Genomic DNA, 17,243 nt, shown 5'->3' on the forward strand with positions numbered 1-17,243 from the left:
CCGGGGAGAACAAGCAATGACGACCGGGTACTTCACCTCCGTCGACGATGTCGCCGAACGCCTGGCCGCGATCGGTTACCTGGCCTCGCCCGCCGTCGCCACCACCGTCTTCCTCGCCGACCGGCTGGGCAAGCCGCTGCTCGTCGAGGGTCCCGCGGGGGTCGGCAAGACCGAACTGGCCAAGGCGGTCGCCCACGTCGCGGACGCCCGCCTGATCCGGCTCCAGTGCTACGAGGGCGTCGACGAGGCGCGTGCCCTGTACGAGTGGAACCACGCCAAACAACTGCTGCGCATCACGGCGGGCCGCGACGAGACCTGGGACGAGACGCGAACGGACATCTTCAGCGAGGAGTTCCTGCTCCCCCGCCCCCTCCTCACCGCGATCCGCTCGGCCGACCCGACCGTGCTCCTCATCGACGAGACCGACAAGGCCGACGTCGAGGTGGAGGGGCTGCTCCTGGAGGTGCTGAGCGACTTCCAGATCACGGTTCCCGAGCTCGGCACGATCTCGGCGACCCGGCGCCCCTTCGTCGTCCTCACCTCCAACGCCGGCCGCGAGCTGTCCGAGGCCCTGCGCCGCCGTTGCCTGTTCCTGCACATCGGCTTCCCGGAGGAGGAGCTGGAGCGGCGGATCGTGGCCATGAAGGTGCCGGGGATCGACGAGGCGCTGGCCGCGTCCGTCGTGCGCGTGGTCGGCGCCCTGCGGGCGATGGACCTGCGCAAGGCGCCGTCGGTGGCGGAGACGATCGACTGGGCGCGGACACTGCTCGCCCTCGGCGCCGACCGCCTCGACGAGACGGTCGTCCGCGACAGCCTGGGCGTGATCCTGAAGCACCAGGACGACATCCTCAGGGCCGCCGCCAAGCTCGACCTGGACGCGGTGTGAGCAGGCCGGGCGGCCCCGGGCCCGCGGCGGGCATCGAGGGGGACCCGCGGGCGGCCGAGGACGCGGCCCGGCGGGCGGGCGGTGACGCGTATCCGACCGCGGCCGGGGTCCAGGACCCCCGAGCGGCCGAGGACGGGAACCCGCGGGCGGCAGGCGCGGCGGATCCCGGCGGCCTCGGCACCCGGGGCGACGGCGCGGCGCACCGGCTCACCGGGCTGGTGCAGGCACTGCGCGCGCACGGCGTCGGCATCGGTACCGGCGAGACCGTGGACGCGGGGCACGCGCTGGAGGCGGTCGGCTTCTCCGAACGGGAACGGATGCGGGAGGCGCTCGCGGCCACGCTGCTCCACCGGGAGGGGCAGCGTGCCCTCTTCGACCGGATCTTCGACCTGTACTTCCCGCAGACCGCCGGCACCTCGTCCTCGGGCGCGTCCGAGGACTTCGACACGGGCGCGCTGCGCGAGCGACTCGCCGCCGCGCTCGCCGCCGACGACCGGCAGGCGATGAACCTGCTGGCCGGCGAGGCCGTCGGTGGCCTGGGGGCGTACGGCTCCTCGCCCGGATCGGACGGCTGGTCCTCGTACCAGACCCTCGCCCGGCTCCGTCCCGAGACGCTGCTCGCGCGGGTCAGGGCCGCCGTCCGCGAGGCCGCTGCGGACGACGGGACGGAGTTCGCCGACCGTCTCACCGACGACGAGATCCGGCGCCGCATCGAGGCGTTCCGCGAGCGGGTGCGGACCGAGGCACGCCGCCGGGTCGCCGAGCGGCAGGGCCGTGACCAGGTCGCGCGGCGGGCCGTGGCGGGCACCGCGGACTCCGTCGACTTCCTGCTGGCCGGCCGCGAACAGCTCCTGGAACTGCGCAGGACCGTGCAGCCGCTGGCCCGCAGGCTGGCCACCCGCCTGGCGGCCAGGCGGCGGCGCGCCGCACGCGGGACGATCGACCTGCGGCGGACACTGCGCGGCTCCCTGTCGACGGGCGGGGTGCCCGTGCGTCCGGTGCTGCGGCGTCGCCGCCCCGGGCGGCCGGAACTGGTGCTGCTGTGCGACGTCTCCGGCTCGGTCGCCGGCTTCGCGAACTTCACGATGCTGCTGGTGCGGGCGTTGCACGACCAGTTCAGCCGGGTACGGGTGTTCGCCTTCGTCAACCAGGTGGACGAGGTGACGGGACTGATCGCACAGGGCGCGCCCGACCCCGCGGGCCTCGGGGCGCGGATCCTCGCGGAGGCGGCGCTGACGAGCTGGCACGGGCAGAGCGACTACGGGACGGCCCTGGGCGAGTTCGCCGAGCGGTACGCCGACGCCGTCGGACCGCGCACCGCCGTCTTCATCCTCGGGGACGCCCGGACGAACAACGCCGACCCCAACCTCGCGGCCCTCCGGCTGATCGCGGACCGGGCCCGGAGGGTCTGCTGGCTCAACCCGGAACAGCCCTCACTCTGGTCGACCGGCGATTCGGCGGCCCTCGCCTACGCCGAGCTGGTCGAGATGCACCCGTGCCGCAACGCGCGGCAACTCGGCGAACTCGTCGGCCGCCTGCTCCCCGTGTGAGCGGTGCCGTGGCACCATCGCCGCATGACGGAAGCGAACGGCACCCCGACCGACGACCCGGCGGCGGCCGGCCTTCCCCGGGGCATCGGCGCGCCCGCCACGCGAGCGCTGACCGCCGCCGGCTACACCCGCCTCGACCAGTTCGCGGGCGTACCGACCGCCGAGCTGCTGCGGCTGCACGGCGTGGGCCCCAAGGCCGTGCGGGTGCTGCGGGAGGCACTCGGAGAGCAGGGGCTCTCCTTCCAGGACTGAGGCCGGCCGCCTTCCGCCGTGGCGGGTTGCCGCGGGCACCTCGATCCTGGAAGGGAACAGGCCCTCGCGCACGACCGGCCCGCACGAGACGTACGGGACGCCACGCCGGTGCTCGCGGGCACACGACGCGGGGTGTCCGCCGGACGGTGCGTGTGGTGGCCGGGACCGGCACGGGTGAACGGTGGACGTGATGGCGCGAGTCGTGGTGGACGGAGCGGATCTCGTCGTCCGGCTGTCCCTGCGCGAGAAGCTGGCGGCACGAAGGCGCCGGGTCCGGGTGCCGCTGACGGCGCTGCGCGCGGTCTACGTGGAACCGGACTGGTGGCGGGCGCTGCGCGGCCGGCGCGGACCGGGGCTCTGGATCCCCGGACGGGTCTGTCTGGGCACACGGATCTTGCCGGACGGCCGCGACTTCGCGGCGGTCCGCGCGGGCACACCGGTGCTGTGCGTCGATCTGCGCCGCGACGCGCCCTACGGTCGTCTGGCCGTCTCCGACCCCGATCCGGAACAGGCGCTGGACGACCTGCGGCCGTACGTTCCCACGGACCGGCTCGGATGAGCCCCCCGTCCGCACGGCGGACGGGGCCGCACGAGCGGGGGCGTCGGGTCGCGGGGGCGGGCGGGGCGAACAGGCCGTGACCGTCCCGCGCACGACGGGCGCGGTCGGCGCCCGCGTGCTCCTGACGTTCGGGCGGACGGGTAGACGAGGCTGCGCGACGGGCGGACGGACGGGCCACGAAGCCCTCGTCCGCCGGGTCGGGTCAGACCGGGCTGACGTTCTCCGCCTGGGGTCCCTTGGGGCCCTGGACGACGTCGAACTCGACCTGCTGGCCTTCGTTGAGCTCGCGGTACCCGGTGCTGGCGATGGCCGAGTAGTGGACGAACACGTCCGGGCCTCCGCCGTCCTGGGCGATGAAACCGAAGCCCTTCTCCGCGTTGAACCACTTCACTGTGCCGGTTGCCATGATGATCTCCTTCATGCGGCGGGAGCGACTCCCGCTGCGCGGGCGTCCGGCCTGACGGTCGCGGTCCGCGGCCTCCGGCGGCACCCGCACCCTTCCATGGTCCCTCGCCGCGGCGGGGAAGTCCCGGCGGCGGGCACGGCGGCCTCGCCCACGGGGTGCCGGGTGCCAGGTGTACGGCGCGGGTCCGGCGGAACTAGCGTGGCCCCATGGAACTCATCGGAAAGATCACGGCCGACCGGCCCCTGCTCGTCCTCGCCGTCAAGGAGGAGGCGCAGTTCCTCGACACGGACCTGCCGGTCCTGCTGACCGGCATGGGCAAGGTGAACGCGGCGATCGCGCTCACGTCCGTGCTCGCCGGTGTGTCGCGACCGTCCGGCGTGGTCAACCTGGGCACGGCCGGGGCGCTGCGGACGGGCTGGGCGGGGACGCACGTCGTCGGCACCGTGCTGCAGCACGACCTCGACGGCGAGCTGCTGGCCACGCTGACCGGTGAGACGGTGGGGCAGCCGCTGACGCTTCCCGACGGTGGCGACGTCATCCTGGCCACCGGTGACGCCTTCATCGCGGACGAGGCCTCCCGCGCCCGGCTGGCCACCCACGCCGCGCTGGTCGACATGGAGGGCTACGCGCTGGCGACCGCGGCCGCCTCGGCGGGGGTGCCGCTGCGGATCGTGAAGCACGTCAGCGACGAGGCGGGGGACGGCGCGGCCAAGACGTGGCGCGACGCGGTGGCCGAGTGCGCGCGGTCCCTGGCCGACTGGGCCGCGCAGAACACGCCGTACCGCTCCTGAGGCGACCGGCCCCACGTCGGCCACGCGCGGCGTGCCGCCCTGAGCCGACCGGCACCACGTCGGGCACGCGCGGCGTGCCGCCCTTCCGCCGTGTCGGGTGCGTCCACGCGGCGTCGCGGCGCGGCAGCGGGCTCGCCGGCGGTCCCGTCCCCCGGTGCCGCCGAAGGCCCGGGCGGCTGCGGCCCTGCCCGGGGCTCGCTCGGCGGCGTCAGCCGGCGGACGGCCCGAAGCGACGGCGGTAGTCGGACGGGGCGAGCCCGGTCTCCCGGCGCATCAGCGCGCGAAGATGGGCGGCCGTCCCCAGGCCGCTGGCGCGGGCCACGACGTCGAAGCGGGACTCCCCGCGCTCGATGAGCCGGCAGGCCAGGGCCACCCGCTCACCGGTGAGCCAGGCCAGCGGGGTGGTGCCGAGCTGGGCCCGGAAGCGGCGGTGGAGGGTCGCGGGACTCACGGCCGCCTGAGCGGCGAGGTCCGCGACGGCGAGCGGCGCGTCGAGCCGCTCCTGGGCCCAGGCGAGCAGCGGGGCCAACGACTCGTCGGGCTGGTCGGGGACGGGCCGTTCGACGAACTGCCGTTGTCCGCCGTCCCGGTGGGCCGCGAAGACCAGTCGCCGGCTGACCGCGTTGGCCACTTCGGCGCCGTGGTCGCGGCGGACGACGTGGAGCCCGAGGTCGAGCGCGGCGGCGCTGCCCGCGGCGGTGAGGATGTCGCCGTCGTCCACGAACAGGACGTCCGGTTCGAGCCGTACGGAGGGAAAACGGGCCCGGAAGTCGTCGGCCCACTGCCAGTGCGCGGTGGCGCGCCGGCCGTCGAGCACGCCGGCCTCGGCCAGGGTGAAGGCACCGCTGCAGAAGCCGATCAGTCGTGCGCCGCGGGCGTGGGCGCGGCGGATCGCGTCGAGGACGGCGGGGCGGCGCGGCACCTCCACATCAGGGCGATTGGGGACGATCAAGGTGTCCGCGGCGTCGGCCGCGCCGAGCGCGGCGACGCCCGTCAGCGTGAAGAACCCGTCCCGCATGAGGGTGCGGGGCTCGGGCGAGCAGAGCCGGAAGTCGTACAGATCGCCGCCGAGTTCGGGCCTGCGGAGGCCGAAGACCTCGGTGGCGCAGCCGAGTTCGAAGGGGTTGGAGTTCCGGTCGACGATCACGACGACCCGGTGCGGGGCGGGACCGTTCCCGTCCGGGAGCTTCCCCGTCTGGCTCTGCGTCTGCGTCTGCGTCTGCGTCTGCGAGGATCGTTGCGCCATGTGCTCTTTCTAGCACTCACGGCGGACCCTCGTCCGGCCCCACCATGGGCTCATGAGCAGCCTGAACGCACCGAACGGCGGCCCCGTCGACCTGGCCGCGGCCCTCTCCACCTTCGACGCCCTGTGGAGCCCGCGCATCGTGACGCGGGTGAACGACTACGACGTGCGGATCGCCAAGGTGGCCGGCGATCACGTGTGGCACGTGCACGACGACACGGACGAGTTCTTCCTCGTCCTCGACGGCGAACTGCACATCGCCCTGCGGGAACTCCCGGCGGCCGGGGCGGACGCGGCCGCCGGCGAGGTGCGGACGGAACGCACCGTGACGCTGCCCCGCGGTTCGGTCTTCACCGTCCCCAAGGGCGTACGGCACCGGCCCTCCGCCCCGTCCGGCGCCACCCTCCTCATGTTCGAGCCGACCGGGACGCCGACGGTCGGCGACGACCACGAGGAGATCCCGGACCACGTCGACGCCACGACCGGCCACGTCCTGGACCTCTGAGGCGGTACCCGGGGGCGTCACCGACTGCGGACGGCGGGCCCCCGGGGCGGGCGTCCGGGCGGTCAGGGGGTGTGGAAGGCCATCTCCGGATGCGCGGCGCTCGGGCCGTCCAGGAGGGGCTGCGGCAGCCCGCGCAGGTGCCGGTCGAAGAAGGCGGTCACGTAGGTTCGGGTGAGGGCGACCGCCCGCTCGGAGGGCAGCGCGGGACCCGGCAGGCCGAAGTGGCCGAGGATCACCGGGCTGTCCGAGAAGGTGAAGTGGTTCGCGCCCGCCACGGTCAGCCAGCGCTTCCAGCCTCCGAGCCTCGGCCAGGTGGCGTCCCAGGTCGTGTCGGTGCCCCCGGGCCGGTGCACCTCGTCGTCCGTGCCCAGCATCATGAAGGGACGTCCGCCCAGTCCGTCCGGCGGCAGCGGACCCCAGAAGGCACCGTCCATGTCGATCCCGGCGTCGATGCGCCGGTCGGCGGCCATCGCCGTGGCCGCGCTCGCGCCGCCGATCGAGTGCCCGGCCATCCCGACCCGGGCGGTGTCGATCATCCGGGCGTGACGCCAGGCCGCCCGGGGGCCGGTGAGCCGGTCCAGGACGAAGGCCGCGTCCGCGGCCCGCGCCGACGTCACCCGGGCCGGATCCGCGCCCGCGTCGACCACCTCGCAGGCCACGCACGTGAGCATCCGCCCGCCGGGGACCGCGGTGCCGAAGGACTCGTAGGCGTGGTCGACGGAGGCCACCACGTAGCCGCGGGAGGCGAGATCCTCGGCGAGGTGGGTCAGGGTGTAGCGGGACGCCCCGAAGCCCGGCGAGAGGAGGACCAGCGGGTGGCGACCGTCCGCCGCGGGGCGGGCGTCGACCCTGCTGTGGGTGCGCATGGCCGCCAACTCCCGTGCGGGGACGGAGGATTCGATCCCCAGCCCACGCACGAGCAGCCGGGCCTCCTCCGTGGTGGCGTACCGTGCCGGCCGGCCGGCGCCGTGCCGCGCCGCCGGGTAGTGGACGGTGACCATCAGTTCCCGTCCGTCCGCCGTCGGGACCCAGGGGTCGGGACGGGAGCGGTCCACAAGGTGCAGGACCGAGCTCCCCACGGCGTACGGGCCCGTGGGCTCGGGCAGTCGGGCCCGGGAGGCGACGGGCCCGGCCGCCGCATGACCGGGCGAGGAGGGCGCGATGACGGTGGCGGACGCGGCCGGCGCTGCCGCGCCGAGCGGGACGGAAAGGGCCAGCGCGCAGGCGAGTAAGACGGCCGAAGCCGTCCGGGTGAGTTCAACCATGCCCCGGACGCTACGTCCGGACGTCGTCGGGCGCGTCAGCCCACGGGCGCACTTCCCCGGCACCCCGTCAGACCGCAGTCGCAGTCGCAGTCGCAGTCGCAGTCGCAGTCGCAGTCGAGTCTGGGTCGGACGCGGAATCGGACGACGTGCGCACGGTCGCCCCGCTGCCGCACCCGGGCGTCACGACCGCCGGTTCGATGCCCGGCGAACCTCGTTCGTGAACAGGGGATTTCGTCGGCGCGGCACGTCTCCCGGCGGGTGTTCCAGGGGCCGGGACGACCTTGACAGCGCGAAAGGCCACCTGCCTAAGCTGAGACGTTCCCCTCGGACCAGTGGAGGCCCTCGTGCGTGCACCGATCGCGTCGCCGCGTGCCGGCGTCCGCGTGGGGGGCACGAGGCTCATCTGCCGTCGGCATGTCGACTTCTGCCGCACCGCCTCCGCCATCTGTCCTTCCGCACACAGCTGAATCCTCTCCCCACCCGCCGGTGCGCCGCGTCGCGCCAGCGCGGTCCCCGTGTGCCCGTGGAAGGACCCCACCCCCATGCCTCAGCCACCCCTGTACCTCGCCGTCGAGATCGACGGCGACGGTGACCATCCCGCCGCCTGGCGCCGGGCCGCGCACGCGCCCGGCGAGCTGCTGACCCCGCGGCGCGTCGCGCGGGTCGCCGCCGCCGCCGAGAACGCCGGCTTCACGCTCGTCACCCTGGACGACAGCCTGCTGCCGCCCGCCGGCGACGCAACGGCGAACATCGTGGGCCGGATCGGCGCCGTCGAGCGCGCCGCCTTCGTGGCCGCGTCCACGAGCGTGCTCGGCATCGCCCCGATCGCGTCCACGACCTATGCCGAACCGTTCCATCTCTCCTCCCAACTGGCCACGCTCGACCACATCTCGGCGGGCCGCGCCGCCTGGGTGGCGACGGCCGACGAGTCGGGGCAGGCGAGCACCGACGCGGCCCGGGCCTGGGGCCGCCCCCCGGTCGAGGGCGCCGAGGCAGTCGGCCGCGAAGCCCGTGACGCCATACGGGTCGTCCGGGACCTCTGGGACTCCTGGGAGGACGATGCGGTCATCCGGTCCGTCGCCACCAGCCGCTACCTCGACCGGGACCGTCTGCACTACATCGACTTCACGGGTGACACCTACACGGTCAAGGGCCCGGGGATCGTCCCGCGCCCGCCGCAGGGCAGGCCGGTCGTCCTCGCGCGGGAGGGTCTCGTACCTCCCGAGCTGATCGACGTCGCCCTGGTCGACGGCGCCTCCCCCGCACGACTCGGCGAGGCGGCGGCCCGCTCCGGCGCGCCGCTGGCGTTCGCCGAGGTCGAGGTCGCCCTCGACACACCCGGCGAGTCCGCCGAAGAACGTGTCGCCGACCTGGAACGGCACGCCCCATGGCACAACGCCCCGCACCGTCTGCGGCATGTCGGATCGGCCGCCGGACTCGTCGCACTGCTCACCGAGTTGAGCCATCACGTCGACGGCGTACGGCTGCGCCCCCTCGTCCTCGACGAGGACCTCTCCGTCCTGTCCCGCCTGGTGCTGCCCGAGCTCTTCGCCCGCCGCGTCGCCGGCCGCCCGCTCCCCGGCGCCACGCTGCGGACCACCCTGGGCCTGCCCCGGCCCGCGAGCCGCTTCGCCGCACCGCGCGCGGACGTCGGCGCTGACGTCGCCGACGCCACCGCCGTCACCGCAGCCGCCACCACCGTCCGGGAGGAGACCCGATGACCCGCACCGATCTCACGGACGTGCCCCGCCCCGACGCCGAGCTGCACTTCGGCGTCTTCTTCCAGGGCGTCAACCACTGGACGATCTGGTCCGACCCCGCGAGCGGCTCACAGATCGACCCCGCCTCCTTCCGGCGGGTCGCGCAGACCGCCGAACGCGGCCTCTTCGACGCCTTCTTCCTCGGCGACGGCCTGCGGCTGCGCGAAGTGGACGGGAAGATCCACGAGCTGGACGTCGCCGGACGCCCCGACTCGATCGCCCAGCTCGCCGCGCTCGCCGCCGTCACCGACCGGATCGGCCTGGTCAGCACCTCCAACACGACGTTCAACGAGCCCGCCGACCTCGCGCGCCGCTTCGCCGGCCTCGACCTGCTCTCGGAGGGACGCGCCGGCTGGAACGTCGTCACCACCGACAACGCCTGGACCGGCGCCAACTTCCGGCGCGGCGGCTTCCTCGACCACGCCGACCGCTACCGGCGCGCCGAGGAGTTCCTGGCCGTCGCCCGCGACATCTGGGACGGCTGGGCGAGCGGAGCCGTCACCGACACCGCCGACGCACGGTCCTGGTCGGTACCCGGTGGAGTGCGCCCCGTACGGGCCCGGAGCAGCCAGTTCGACATCGACCTGACACCCACCCTGCCCCGCAGCGCCCAGGGGCATCCGGTGATCTTCCAAGCCGGCGACTCCCCGGCCGGCCGGGACTTCGGCGCCCGCAACGCGGACGTCATCTTCTCGGCCCACGGCACGGAGTTCGACGACGCGCTCGCCTTCGCCGAGGACATCCGCCGCCGGCTGCGCGCAGCGGGACGCCCCGAGGACGACGTGCGGATCCTGCCGGGTACGGAGATCATCATCGGCGCCACCGAGAAGGAGGCGGAGGAGAAGGCCCGCTGGGTCCGGCTCCAGCAGGTCACCCCCGCCACGGCGTTGGGCATCGCGGGACTGCTGTGGGGCATCGACCTGTCCGGCCGGGACGCCGACGGCCCGCTGCCGGCGGAGGATCCGGTGGTCGAGGAGGACACGGGTACGTTCGGCGCCGGCCGGGTCTCCGATCCGCGCCCGGTCGTGGCGGAGTGGCGGGCGAAGGCCGAGGCCAACGGCTGGTCCCTGCGGGAGACGGTGATCGAGCTCGGCCCGCAGCGCGGCCATGTGGGGACGCCCGCCGGGCTCGCCGAGAAGTTCGTCCACTTCGCGCGGCACGGCGCGATCGACGGCTTCAACATCTCGCCGTACCTCGTCCCGGACGGCCTCGACGACATCGTGGACCTCCTCGTGCCGGAGCTCCAGGAGCGCGGCGCCTACCGCACGGCCTACACGGGCACGACGCTCCGTGACCACCTCGGCCTCCGCCCTGCCGGCCTGGCGACGGTGTAGGGGGGCGGGGGGCGGGGGCGGCCCGAGGGGCGGGCGCTTGCGGGTGCGGGTCTGGGGTCTTGGGGTGGGCCGGTCTCCGTTTGTTTCTGGTGGTTGGCCGCCCTCTCTCCGAGTGTGGCGGGTTACGGCGCCGCCTCAAGGGCGCTCCTTCGTCGCGTCGCTGCGCGATGGGCTGCGCCCACCCTTGACCCGTCACCTCCACCCGCCTTTTCACACTCGGAGGGCGGCCCGGGGAGGGGGCATCCGCCCCGGGGCCCGGTGGGCCTCGGGCGCCGTCGGCGGCCATCGGCCTTGGGGTGGCTTCCCGCACCCATTGAATGGGGCGGTCGGGCATGGCTTAGCGGATGCCGCTCGATTCCCGGCTGGGATTCATGCCCCGCTGGTCACTCTCCGGTGGGGGTGAAGCCGGATCCGAGAGTCCTTGGAAGGGGTGACGTCTCAAGCCGGCCGCCATCGAGGCCGGTGTCGATCCTTCGCCGGCAGTGGGACTCCCGAATGACGCTAGCGCGTACATTACTTGCGGTAACCGGGACGGGATAGGGACTTCACGGGCATATCGGACTCCCGGGAGGCTTAATGTACGCCGTAGCGTCATTGAGCAGTCCATCCCGGGTCGGCGATGGGATGTGTGGGACGGATGGGATCCGCGCGACCGCCGCCCCACGCGCCCCGCGCCCCCCTGACCCGAGCCGGCGATGACGGCTGCGGATTCGGCTTCACCCCCACCGGGAATGACCAGCGGGGCATGAATCTCCGCCAAGACACGACGGATCGACGCTAAGCGCCGCCGCGTCACCCCATTCAATGGGTGCGGGAAGCCACCCCGAAAGCCGATGGCCGCCTACGGCGCCCGAGGCACCCCGAACCCCCCGCCTGGCCCCTCCCCGGGCCGCCCTCCGAGTGTGAAAAGGCAGCCGGGACCGGGCGGTCAAGGGTGGAGCGAAGCGAAATCGGCGAAGCCGACGCGACGAAGGAGCGCCCTTGAGGGCACGGACCCGGCTGCCACACTCGGAGAGAGGGCGGCCAACCACCAGAAGCAACCGAACAGGGCTGCCCCCAAGGGCCATAGGCCGGTGCCCTCGCCAAGCGCCTCGGAACGTGTCCCACCCCACCCCACCGCCACCCCCCACCCCACCACCTCAAGGCCGAGGCGCCGGGGCCGCCGCCGGGCGGGGCAGGCGTTCCACCAGGAGGGCGGCGACGTCGTCGTCGAGGTGGCCCGTGCCGTAGGCGGCGAGGTCGGTGTGCAGGAGGTCCGGAATGCGGCTGCCGGGCTCCGTCAGCCAGCCGCGCATCCGCTCCTCCAGTGGGTAGAAGGTGCCGGACGCGTCGCGGGTCTCACTCACCCCGTCGGTGAACATCAGCAGGCGGTCCCCCGGCTCGAAGGGCACCTCCTCGATGTGGTGCCGCGCCGGGAGCAGCCCCGACAGGTTGACCGGCAGGGACGGGTCCGCGAAGGCGACGGGCGCGACCTCTCTGCCGTGCTGGAGCAGCGGGGCGGGGTGGCCGCAGCTCAGCAGCCGTACGACGTCACCGTGGTCCGGGATCTCCACCAGGACGACCGTGGCGAACCGTTCGGCGGCGTCCGAGTCGGGGGCCCAGGCTCCGTACCGGCCGAGTCCCTCCTCCAGGCGGTCGGCCAGCGCGGCGAGGTCCGGCGCCTGGTCGACGGCTGCGCGGAAGGAGCCGAGCAGCACGGAGGCGGTCTCCACCGCGCCGAGCCCCTTGCCCTGGACGTCGCCGAGCATGAGCCGTACGGCTCCGGGGACGCGGACCGCCTCGTAGAAGTCGCCGCCGATCCTGGCCTTGGCGGCGGCCGCGACGTACAGCAGGTCGAGGCCCACCGGTCCGAGGCGGGCCGGGAGGGGGCGGAGCACCACGCGCTGGACGACGTCGGCGATGGCGGTCACCTCGCGCAGGTCCCGTTCGTAGCGCTCCCGGAGTCGGCTTGCCCAGGCGGCGACGGCGGTCACCGCGGCCAGCACGGCCTCGTTGAGGAGGAGGTCCGGGACGAGGGGTTCGCCCCGGCTCACCGACAGCACGGCGCGCATGGCCATGGCGATCAGGCCGATGACGACCGTCCCGCGGGCGCTCCAGCTGACGGCGGCGAGTGCGGGAACGGCGGCCAGGAACCGGTCGAAGCGCTCTCGTTGGGGAGTGAGCAGGTCGACGGTGACGGTGAGCGCCATGACCAGGAAGGGCAGCATGCGGCCGAGGGAGCGGTGCCGGCGCGTCCTGGACCCGGGGGGCGGGCGGTCACCATCTGAGGACATTTCATGATCGTACGCAGCGGGGGCGCTCGCCCTGGGGCGGTGGCGCGGTCCTGGCGTGTCCGCCCGGGCCTTCACGGGACGGACGCCACTGCCGCGGGTTCCGTGTCCCGTGCCGTGCGGCCCGGCAGGCCCAGCGCGGCGATCGCGCCCAGGGCGCCCAGGGCTGCGAGGGCCAGGAGCGCTCGGCGCATGGCCGGCACGAAGGCATCGCCGGGTTCGAGCGTGAGCAGCAGGGTGGCCATGGCGACGCCGAGAGCGGGGCCGATGTTGAGGGCCGTCTGCTGGAGGCCGCCGGCGACTCCGGCGGTGGCCTCGGCGGCCCGGTGCACGACGACCGCGGTCGCGGTGACCATGACCGTGCTGAATCCGGCGCCGAGCAGGACGAAGCAGACGCCGGCCGCCGGTGCGGTCGCGCCCGCGTCGAGCCGGGAGAACGACAGGACGCCGAGGGTGAGCAGGACGGCGCCCGACACGGCGGTCCGGCGGGGGCCGAACCTGCGTTGGAGTACGGCGGCCGTCGGCGCTCCGAGCACCATCAGGACGGCGAGCGGCAGCGACCACAGGGCGCTGTGGAGCGCGTCGAGGCCGAGGACGTCCTGCAGGAAGTACGTCCCCGCGAACAGCGTGCCGAAGAGGGCGGCGGAGACGGCCAGCAGCGCCCCGAGTCCGGCCATGACGGGGCGGGAGCGCACGATCTCGGCCGGCAGGAGGGGGTGGTCGGTGCGGCGCTCGTGCCGGGCGAAGGCCGCCCCGGCCAGGACGGCGGCACCCAGGACGAGCAGGGTCGGGGCCGTCGCGCCGTCCCGTGGCAGCGCGACGAGCACGTGCACGAGCCCGGCCAGCGTCACCGCGAGCAGGGCGGCGCCGGGCAGGTCCAGGGAGGTCGGGGCGGCGGCCGGGGGCGTGGCGGGGCGCGGTGTGCGCTCGACGAGGGCGAGCAGCCCGATGGCGAGGGCGGGTATCACCGTGAGGACGAAGACGGTGCGCCAGCCGTACGCGGTGACCAGTGAGCCGCCGACGACGGGGCCGGCGGCGGCCGCGAGGCCGATGGCGCTGGTGCGCAGGGCGATGGGCATGGCGAGGTGCTCGGGCGGGTAGGCGGCGCGCAGCATGCCGAGGGTGGCCGGCTGGAGCAGCGCTCCGAAGACGCCTTGGACGACCCGCAGGCCGATCACCCAGCCGATGTGCGGCGCGAGCGCGATACCGGCCGAGGCCGCGGCGAATCCGAGGGTGCCGACGGCGAAGACGCGGCGATGGCCGTAGCGGTCCCCGAGTCGCCCGGCGAAGACGAGGAGGCTCGCCACGGCGACGAGGTATCCGGTGCTCGCCCACTGCACCTGGGCGAGTCCGGCGTCGAGGTCGCGCCGCAGGGCGGGCTGGGCGACGGTGAGGACGGTGCCGTCGAGGGCGACGACCGCGGCTCCGACGACGCTGCAGGCCAGGGTGAGGTGCCGGGCGCGTATCACCGTTCACCCCCGGTGGGGCCGAGATGGGCGTCGAGGGCAGCCCGGAGCAGGGTGTCGAGGTCCTCGGGGTTCTCGGTGCGCGTGGCGAGTGCGAGGCTTCCCCAGCTCCACAGCTGGGCGATGCCGTGCAGGTTGGCCCAGAGCGCGCCGGCGACGACGGCGGAGTCCGGCCGGGACGTGGTGCCGCTCCCGGCGAGCGCGTGGTCGACGAGTCCGGTGAGCAGCGCGAAGAGGGGCAGGCTGGTGTCGCGCAGGCCGAGCCGTCCGCTCTCCAGCAGGTCGTGACGGAACATCAGTTCGTACATGCCCCGGCGGGTCAGCGCGAAGTCGAGGTAGGCGCGGGCGAGGGCGTCGAGTCGGGCACGGGCGGCCTGCGGTCCGTCCGATGCGGGTGCGTCGAACGCCACGTCCTCGCCGCCTGTCGTCGCGTCGAACGCCACGTCCTCGCCGCCTGTCGTCGCGGCGAGCGCCACGTCGTCGTCGCCCGCCGTCGCGGCGACGCGGGCGCCCAGTTGGGTGAAGCCCTCCCGGGCGATGGCGGACAGCAGGTCCAGGTGGGTCGGGAAGTAGCGGCGGGGCGCGCCGTGGGAGACGCCGGCGCGGCGGGCGATCTCGCGCAGGGTGAGGGCCTGGGCTCCTTCCGCGTGCACCAGCTCGACGCCGGCGGCGATCAGCCGGCCGCGCAGGCCGGGGTCGGCGTCTCGTCCTCCGTCGGATGCGGACGGCGTGGTGCCCAGGTCGGGGCCGGGTACGGGCGGGGGCTCTGAGGTCATGGACAGTGTCTACCAGCCATGCGTAGACACTGTCTACCAAGATCGAGACCCGGGGTGCCGGCGGGGCCTTCCATCCACTCGGTTACACTGGGCGACAGCGAAGGGGAGTAGCCCTGCGAACCGGTCGTCGACACACTGGAGCCCTCGGGTTCCCGGTGACCGGGTCCGTGCGAAGCGCGGACGGGCGAGACCTTCGGCCAGGCATTCGCCGTGCCCGCCTCCCGCGGGTGTGGTCCGTCATGCCGGGCCGAGTGGTTCTTCCCGTCGCCCACCGTGGTGCCGTGCGGATCCCGGGCCCGGACCGAGCAGAGAGCCCCGGTATGCACCTCGACCCCTTGGCGATCCTCACCGCCTTCGGGCTGATCTTCCTCGCCGAACTCCCCGACAAGACGATGTTCGCGTCGCTCGCCATGGGCACGCGCATGCGCCCGCTGTACGTCTGGTTCGGCACCTCGACCGCGTTCCTCGTGCACGTCGCGATCGCCGTCGGCGCGGGCAGCCTCATCGGGCTGCTCCCCGACTGGATCGTCAAACTGATCTCGGCCCTGCTCTTCGCCTTCGGCGCCTTCATGCTGCTGCGGGGCGGGGGCGGCGACGAGGAGGACGAGGCCGGCAGCCGCACGGTGACCGGCTTCTGGCCGGTGTACTCGACGGCGTTCATGGCCGTCTTCATCAGCGAGTGGGGCGACCTGACACAGATCACCACGGCGAACCTGGCCGCCACCAACGGGACCTGGTCCACAGCGATCGGTTCGGCCGCCGCCCTGATGAGCGTCTCGGCCCTCGCTCTGCTCGCGGGCCGTTTCATCGCCAAGCGCGTCCCGTTGAAGACCGTCCAGCGGATCGGCGGGCTGTGCATGGCCGGGCTGGCGATCTGGTCGCTGACCGAGATCTTCGTCTGACGGAGCCGTACGACTGAGGTGTGCCCGGGCCCGGCGGCCCGGGCACACTCGCGTCAGGCGTTCCGCAGGACTCCCTCGGGGTCCTCGGCCGCCCACCCGGCGTACTCCTCGAATCCCATGTCGCCCAGGGCCAGGCTGACGTGCACGCCGTGGACACCCGCCGGCACGATGCGGAACCGGTCTCCGAACTCGGTGAGCCGGGCGTAGTCCTCGTCGTCCTCGCAGTCCGCGCGGTCGAGGAGGGTCACGGCGAGCAGTGCCCGGTGAGCTGCCGTCATCGTCGTGGCGTCGGCGAGGAACACGACGCCCAGGTCCTCGTCGCCGGCCGCCGCCGTCCGTACCTCGTCCGGGCCGGCGCCCGACCAGGCCGGGTCGTCGACGACGTGCACGGTGAGTTCAGGGTCTTCGGCGAGCGCTGCCCTCACCTGGCGCCAGCCCTCGTCGTCCGCGTAGTCCGTGCGGACGACGAGCGCGTCGAACGCGCCGCGCCCGGTGAGGGCCGGCCGCCGCCTCGGCGCGAGACGGAAGGGGGCGGCGAAGTCCGTGTTGTCGACGACCGCGTCCATCCTGGGGAGCGGGTCGACCTCGTCGAGGTAGATGCGTTCCGCCACGAGGTAGCGGTCGCGGTGGATCGACTCCGCGTCGGAGCCCGCCCAGTTCCGGTCGCGTGCGGCGCCCCGGCGGACCGAGAGTTCGGCGTCGACGTCGAGCCAGATGCGGTAGTCCCAGTACCGGTCCGTCTCGGGACGGAAGGCGAACACCCCGTCGACGACGAGCACGGCGTCCGGGGCGAGCGGTGTCCGTTCGGCCGAGTGGTCCCGTTGGGTCAGCGGGTCGATGCCGCACAGCGCGCAGGAGTCGGCCGCGGGCGAGCGGGCCGGGTCGAGCAGGAGGCGTCGGGCGCTCTCGTAGTCGTAGGCGTTGCGGTAGTAGCCCTCTCCCGACTCCCGGTCGTAGAGGTGGCGGTCCTTCCAGGGCTTCTTGAAGTCGTCGAGCGTCGCCCGCAGGACGGGGCGCCCGGCGGCGCTCAGCCGCTCCGCCAGTTCGTGCCCGAAGCTCGTCTTGCCGGCCGCGGTGAACCCGTCGATCCCCACCAGGAGCCGGCCGGTGCCGCGCGCCAGGATCTCCTGCGCGATCTCGCCGACCAGCGCGTCGCGCCGGGAGGAGGCGGTCGGGGGCAGCGGCTGCCGCCAGGTCGAGACGGAGTGGTGGACGTCGGCCCGTTGTGCGGTCATACGACGAACCTATCGGCGGGCCTCTCTCCGGGGGCGGTCGGGT

General features: G+C 74.1%; 16 protein-coding genes. 9 read left to right on the forward strand and 7 right to left on the reverse strand.

What is annotated here, in order from left to right:
- Positions 1-16 precede the first annotated feature (16 nt).
- The 4 genes from ACE1OA_RS02305 (at position 17) to ACE1OA_RS02320 (ending at position 3,247) form a co-directional block, all read left to right on the forward strand.
- Positions 17-886 carry an AAA family ATPase gene (locus ACE1OA_RS02305; RefSeq protein ID WP_384869071.1) on the forward strand — a complete coding sequence of 290 codons (870 nt, stop codon included), beginning with the start codon at positions 17-19 and terminating at the stop codon, positions 884-886.
- 218 nt (positions 887-1,104) lie between these two features.
- Entirely contained in the window at positions 1,105-2,436 is a 1,332-nt protein-coding gene (locus ACE1OA_RS02310) for a VWA domain-containing protein (protein ID WP_432754025.1), read from the forward strand.
- Positions 2,437-2,460: 24 nt separating this feature from the next.
- A complete protein-coding gene (locus ACE1OA_RS02315) occupies positions 2,461-2,688 on the forward strand; it encodes a DNA-binding protein (protein ID WP_432752132.1) in 228 nt (75 codons plus the stop codon).
- Positions 2,689-2,878: 190 nt separating this feature from the next.
- Positions 2,879-3,247: a hypothetical protein gene (locus ACE1OA_RS02320; RefSeq protein WP_384869065.1), complete on the forward strand. Its 369-nt coding sequence runs from the start codon at positions 2,879-2,881 to the stop codon at positions 3,245-3,247.
- A gap of 202 nt (positions 3,248-3,449) precedes the next feature.
- On the opposite strand, the gene ACE1OA_RS02325 is transcribed toward ACE1OA_RS02320, so the two are convergent.
- Entirely contained in the window at positions 3,450-3,653 is a 204-nt protein-coding gene (locus ACE1OA_RS02325; protein WP_356604853.1) for a cold-shock protein, read from the reverse strand.
- Positions 3,654-3,859: 206 nt separating this feature from the next.
- Between ACE1OA_RS02325 and ACE1OA_RS02330 the strand changes: the two genes are divergently transcribed.
- Positions 3,860-4,444 carry a nucleosidase gene (locus ACE1OA_RS02330; protein WP_356604855.1) on the forward strand — a complete coding sequence of 195 codons (585 nt, stop codon included), beginning with the start codon at positions 3,860-3,862 and terminating at the stop codon, positions 4,442-4,444.
- 208 nt (positions 4,445-4,652) lie between these two features.
- Here ACE1OA_RS02330 and ACE1OA_RS02335 read toward each other — a convergent pair whose 3' ends face one another.
- Positions 4,653-5,591 (reverse strand): GlxA family transcriptional regulator, encoded by a 939-nt coding sequence (locus ACE1OA_RS02335; protein ID WP_386545803.1) that lies wholly within the window; start codon positions 5,589-5,591, stop codon positions 4,653-4,655.
- Between the two features lie 151 nt (positions 5,592-5,742).
- Here ACE1OA_RS02335 and ACE1OA_RS02340 point away from each other — a divergent pair, with 151 nt between their 5' ends.
- On the forward strand, positions 5,743-6,192 hold the full coding sequence (locus ACE1OA_RS02340) for a cupin domain-containing protein (RefSeq protein WP_432752133.1): 450 nt from the start codon (positions 5,743-5,745) through the stop codon (positions 6,190-6,192).
- A gap of 62 nt (positions 6,193-6,254) precedes the next feature.
- Here ACE1OA_RS02340 and ACE1OA_RS02345 read toward each other — a convergent pair whose 3' ends face one another.
- Entirely contained in the window at positions 6,255-7,457 is a 1,203-nt protein-coding gene (locus ACE1OA_RS02345) for an alpha/beta hydrolase family protein (protein ID WP_432752134.1), read from the reverse strand.
- Positions 7,458-7,999: 542 nt separating this feature from the next.
- Here ACE1OA_RS02345 and ACE1OA_RS02350 point away from each other — a divergent pair.
- Both ACE1OA_RS02350 and ACE1OA_RS02355 read left to right on the forward strand, forming a co-directional pair.
- Entirely contained in the window at positions 8,000-9,178 is a 1,179-nt protein-coding gene (locus ACE1OA_RS02350; protein WP_432752135.1) for an LLM class flavin-dependent oxidoreductase, read from the forward strand.
- Complete coding sequence (locus tag ACE1OA_RS02355; RefSeq protein ID WP_432752136.1) at positions 9,175-10,551, forward strand: NtaA/DmoA family FMN-dependent monooxygenase; 1,377 nt, start codon at positions 9,175-9,177, stop codon at positions 10,549-10,551. Before ACE1OA_RS02350 ends, ACE1OA_RS02355 begins: the two co-directional genes overlap by 4 nt.
- 1,139 nt (positions 10,552-11,690) lie before the next feature.
- On the opposite strand, the gene ACE1OA_RS02360 is transcribed toward ACE1OA_RS02355, so the two are convergent.
- The 3 genes from ACE1OA_RS02360 to ACE1OA_RS02370 all read right to left on the reverse strand — a co-directional run bounded on the left by ACE1OA_RS02360 (position 11,691) and on the right by ACE1OA_RS02370 (position 15,063).
- Positions 11,691-12,824: a PP2C family protein-serine/threonine phosphatase gene (locus tag ACE1OA_RS02360; protein WP_432752137.1), complete on the reverse strand. Its 1,134-nt coding sequence runs from the start codon at positions 12,822-12,824 to the stop codon at positions 11,691-11,693.
- 71 nt (positions 12,825-12,895) lie between these two features.
- Positions 12,896-14,290 carry an MFS transporter gene (locus ACE1OA_RS02365; protein ID WP_432752138.1) on the reverse strand — a complete coding sequence of 465 codons (1,395 nt, stop codon included), beginning with the start codon at positions 14,288-14,290 and terminating at the stop codon, positions 12,896-12,898.
- Complete coding sequence (locus ACE1OA_RS02370) at positions 14,287-15,063, reverse strand: TetR/AcrR family transcriptional regulator (protein ID WP_432752139.1); 777 nt, start codon at positions 15,061-15,063, stop codon at positions 14,287-14,289. The genes ACE1OA_RS02365 and ACE1OA_RS02370 overlap by 4 nt, the downstream gene beginning before the upstream one ends.
- 320 nt (positions 15,064-15,383) lie before the next feature.
- Between ACE1OA_RS02370 and ACE1OA_RS02375 the strand changes: the two genes are divergently transcribed.
- Positions 15,384-15,965, forward strand: a complete 582-nt coding sequence (locus ACE1OA_RS02375; protein ID WP_356605089.1) for a TMEM165/GDT1 family protein — start codon at positions 15,384-15,386, stop codon at positions 15,963-15,965.
- Positions 15,966-16,018: 53 nt separating this feature from the next.
- Here the strand turns inward: ACE1OA_RS02375 and ACE1OA_RS02380 are convergent, their stop codons facing one another.
- Entirely contained in the window at positions 16,019-17,200 is a 1,182-nt protein-coding gene (locus tag ACE1OA_RS02380; RefSeq protein ID WP_432752140.1) for a DUF6924 domain-containing protein, read from the reverse strand.
- Positions 17,201-17,243 lie beyond the last annotated feature (43 nt).

Origin of the sequence: Streptomyces sp. JL2001 (genome assembly GCF_050917515.1) — a bacterium.
GTDB lineage: Bacteria > Actinomycetota > Actinomycetes > Streptomycetales > Streptomycetaceae > Streptomyces.

Coding starts and splice junctions, on each gene's coding strand:
- ACE1OA_RS02315 (WP_432752132.1), top strand. CDS start 2,461: ATGACGGAAGCGAACGGCACCCCGACCGACGACCCGGCGGCGGCCGGC.
- ACE1OA_RS02305 (WP_384869071.1), top strand. CDS start 17: ATGACGACCGGGTACTTCACCTCCGTCGACGATGTCGCCGAACGCCTG.
- ACE1OA_RS02345 (WP_432752134.1), bottom strand. CDS start 7,457: ATGGTTGAACTCACCCGGACGGCTTCGGCCGTCTTACTCGCCTGCGCG.
- ACE1OA_RS02330 (WP_356604855.1), top strand. CDS start 3,860: ATGGAACTCATCGGAAAGATCACGGCCGACCGGCCCCTGCTCGTCCTC.
- ACE1OA_RS02355 (WP_432752136.1), top strand. CDS start 9,175: ATGACCCGCACCGATCTCACGGACGTGCCCCGCCCCGACGCCGAGCTG.
- ACE1OA_RS02320 (WP_384869065.1), top strand. CDS start 2,879: ATGGCGCGAGTCGTGGTGGACGGAGCGGATCTCGTCGTCCGGCTGTCC.
- ACE1OA_RS02340 (WP_432752133.1), top strand. CDS start 5,743: ATGAGCAGCCTGAACGCACCGAACGGCGGCCCCGTCGACCTGGCCGCG.
- ACE1OA_RS02375 (WP_356605089.1), top strand. CDS start 15,384: ATGCACCTCGACCCCTTGGCGATCCTCACCGCCTTCGGGCTGATCTTC.
- ACE1OA_RS02325 (WP_356604853.1), bottom strand. CDS start 3,653: ATGGCAACCGGCACAGTGAAGTGGTTCAACGCGGAGAAGGGCTTCGGT.
- ACE1OA_RS02350 (WP_432752135.1), top strand. CDS start 8,000: ATGCCTCAGCCACCCCTGTACCTCGCCGTCGAGATCGACGGCGACGGT.
- ACE1OA_RS02360 (WP_432752137.1), bottom strand. CDS start 12,824: ATGTCCTCAGATGGTGACCGCCCGCCCCCCGGGTCCAGGACGCGCCGG.
- ACE1OA_RS02380 (WP_432752140.1), bottom strand. CDS start 17,200: ATGACCGCACAACGGGCCGACGTCCACCACTCCGTCTCGACCTGGCGG.
- ACE1OA_RS02370 (WP_432752139.1), bottom strand. CDS start 15,063: ATGACCTCAGAGCCCCCGCCCGTACCCGGCCCCGACCTGGGCACCACG.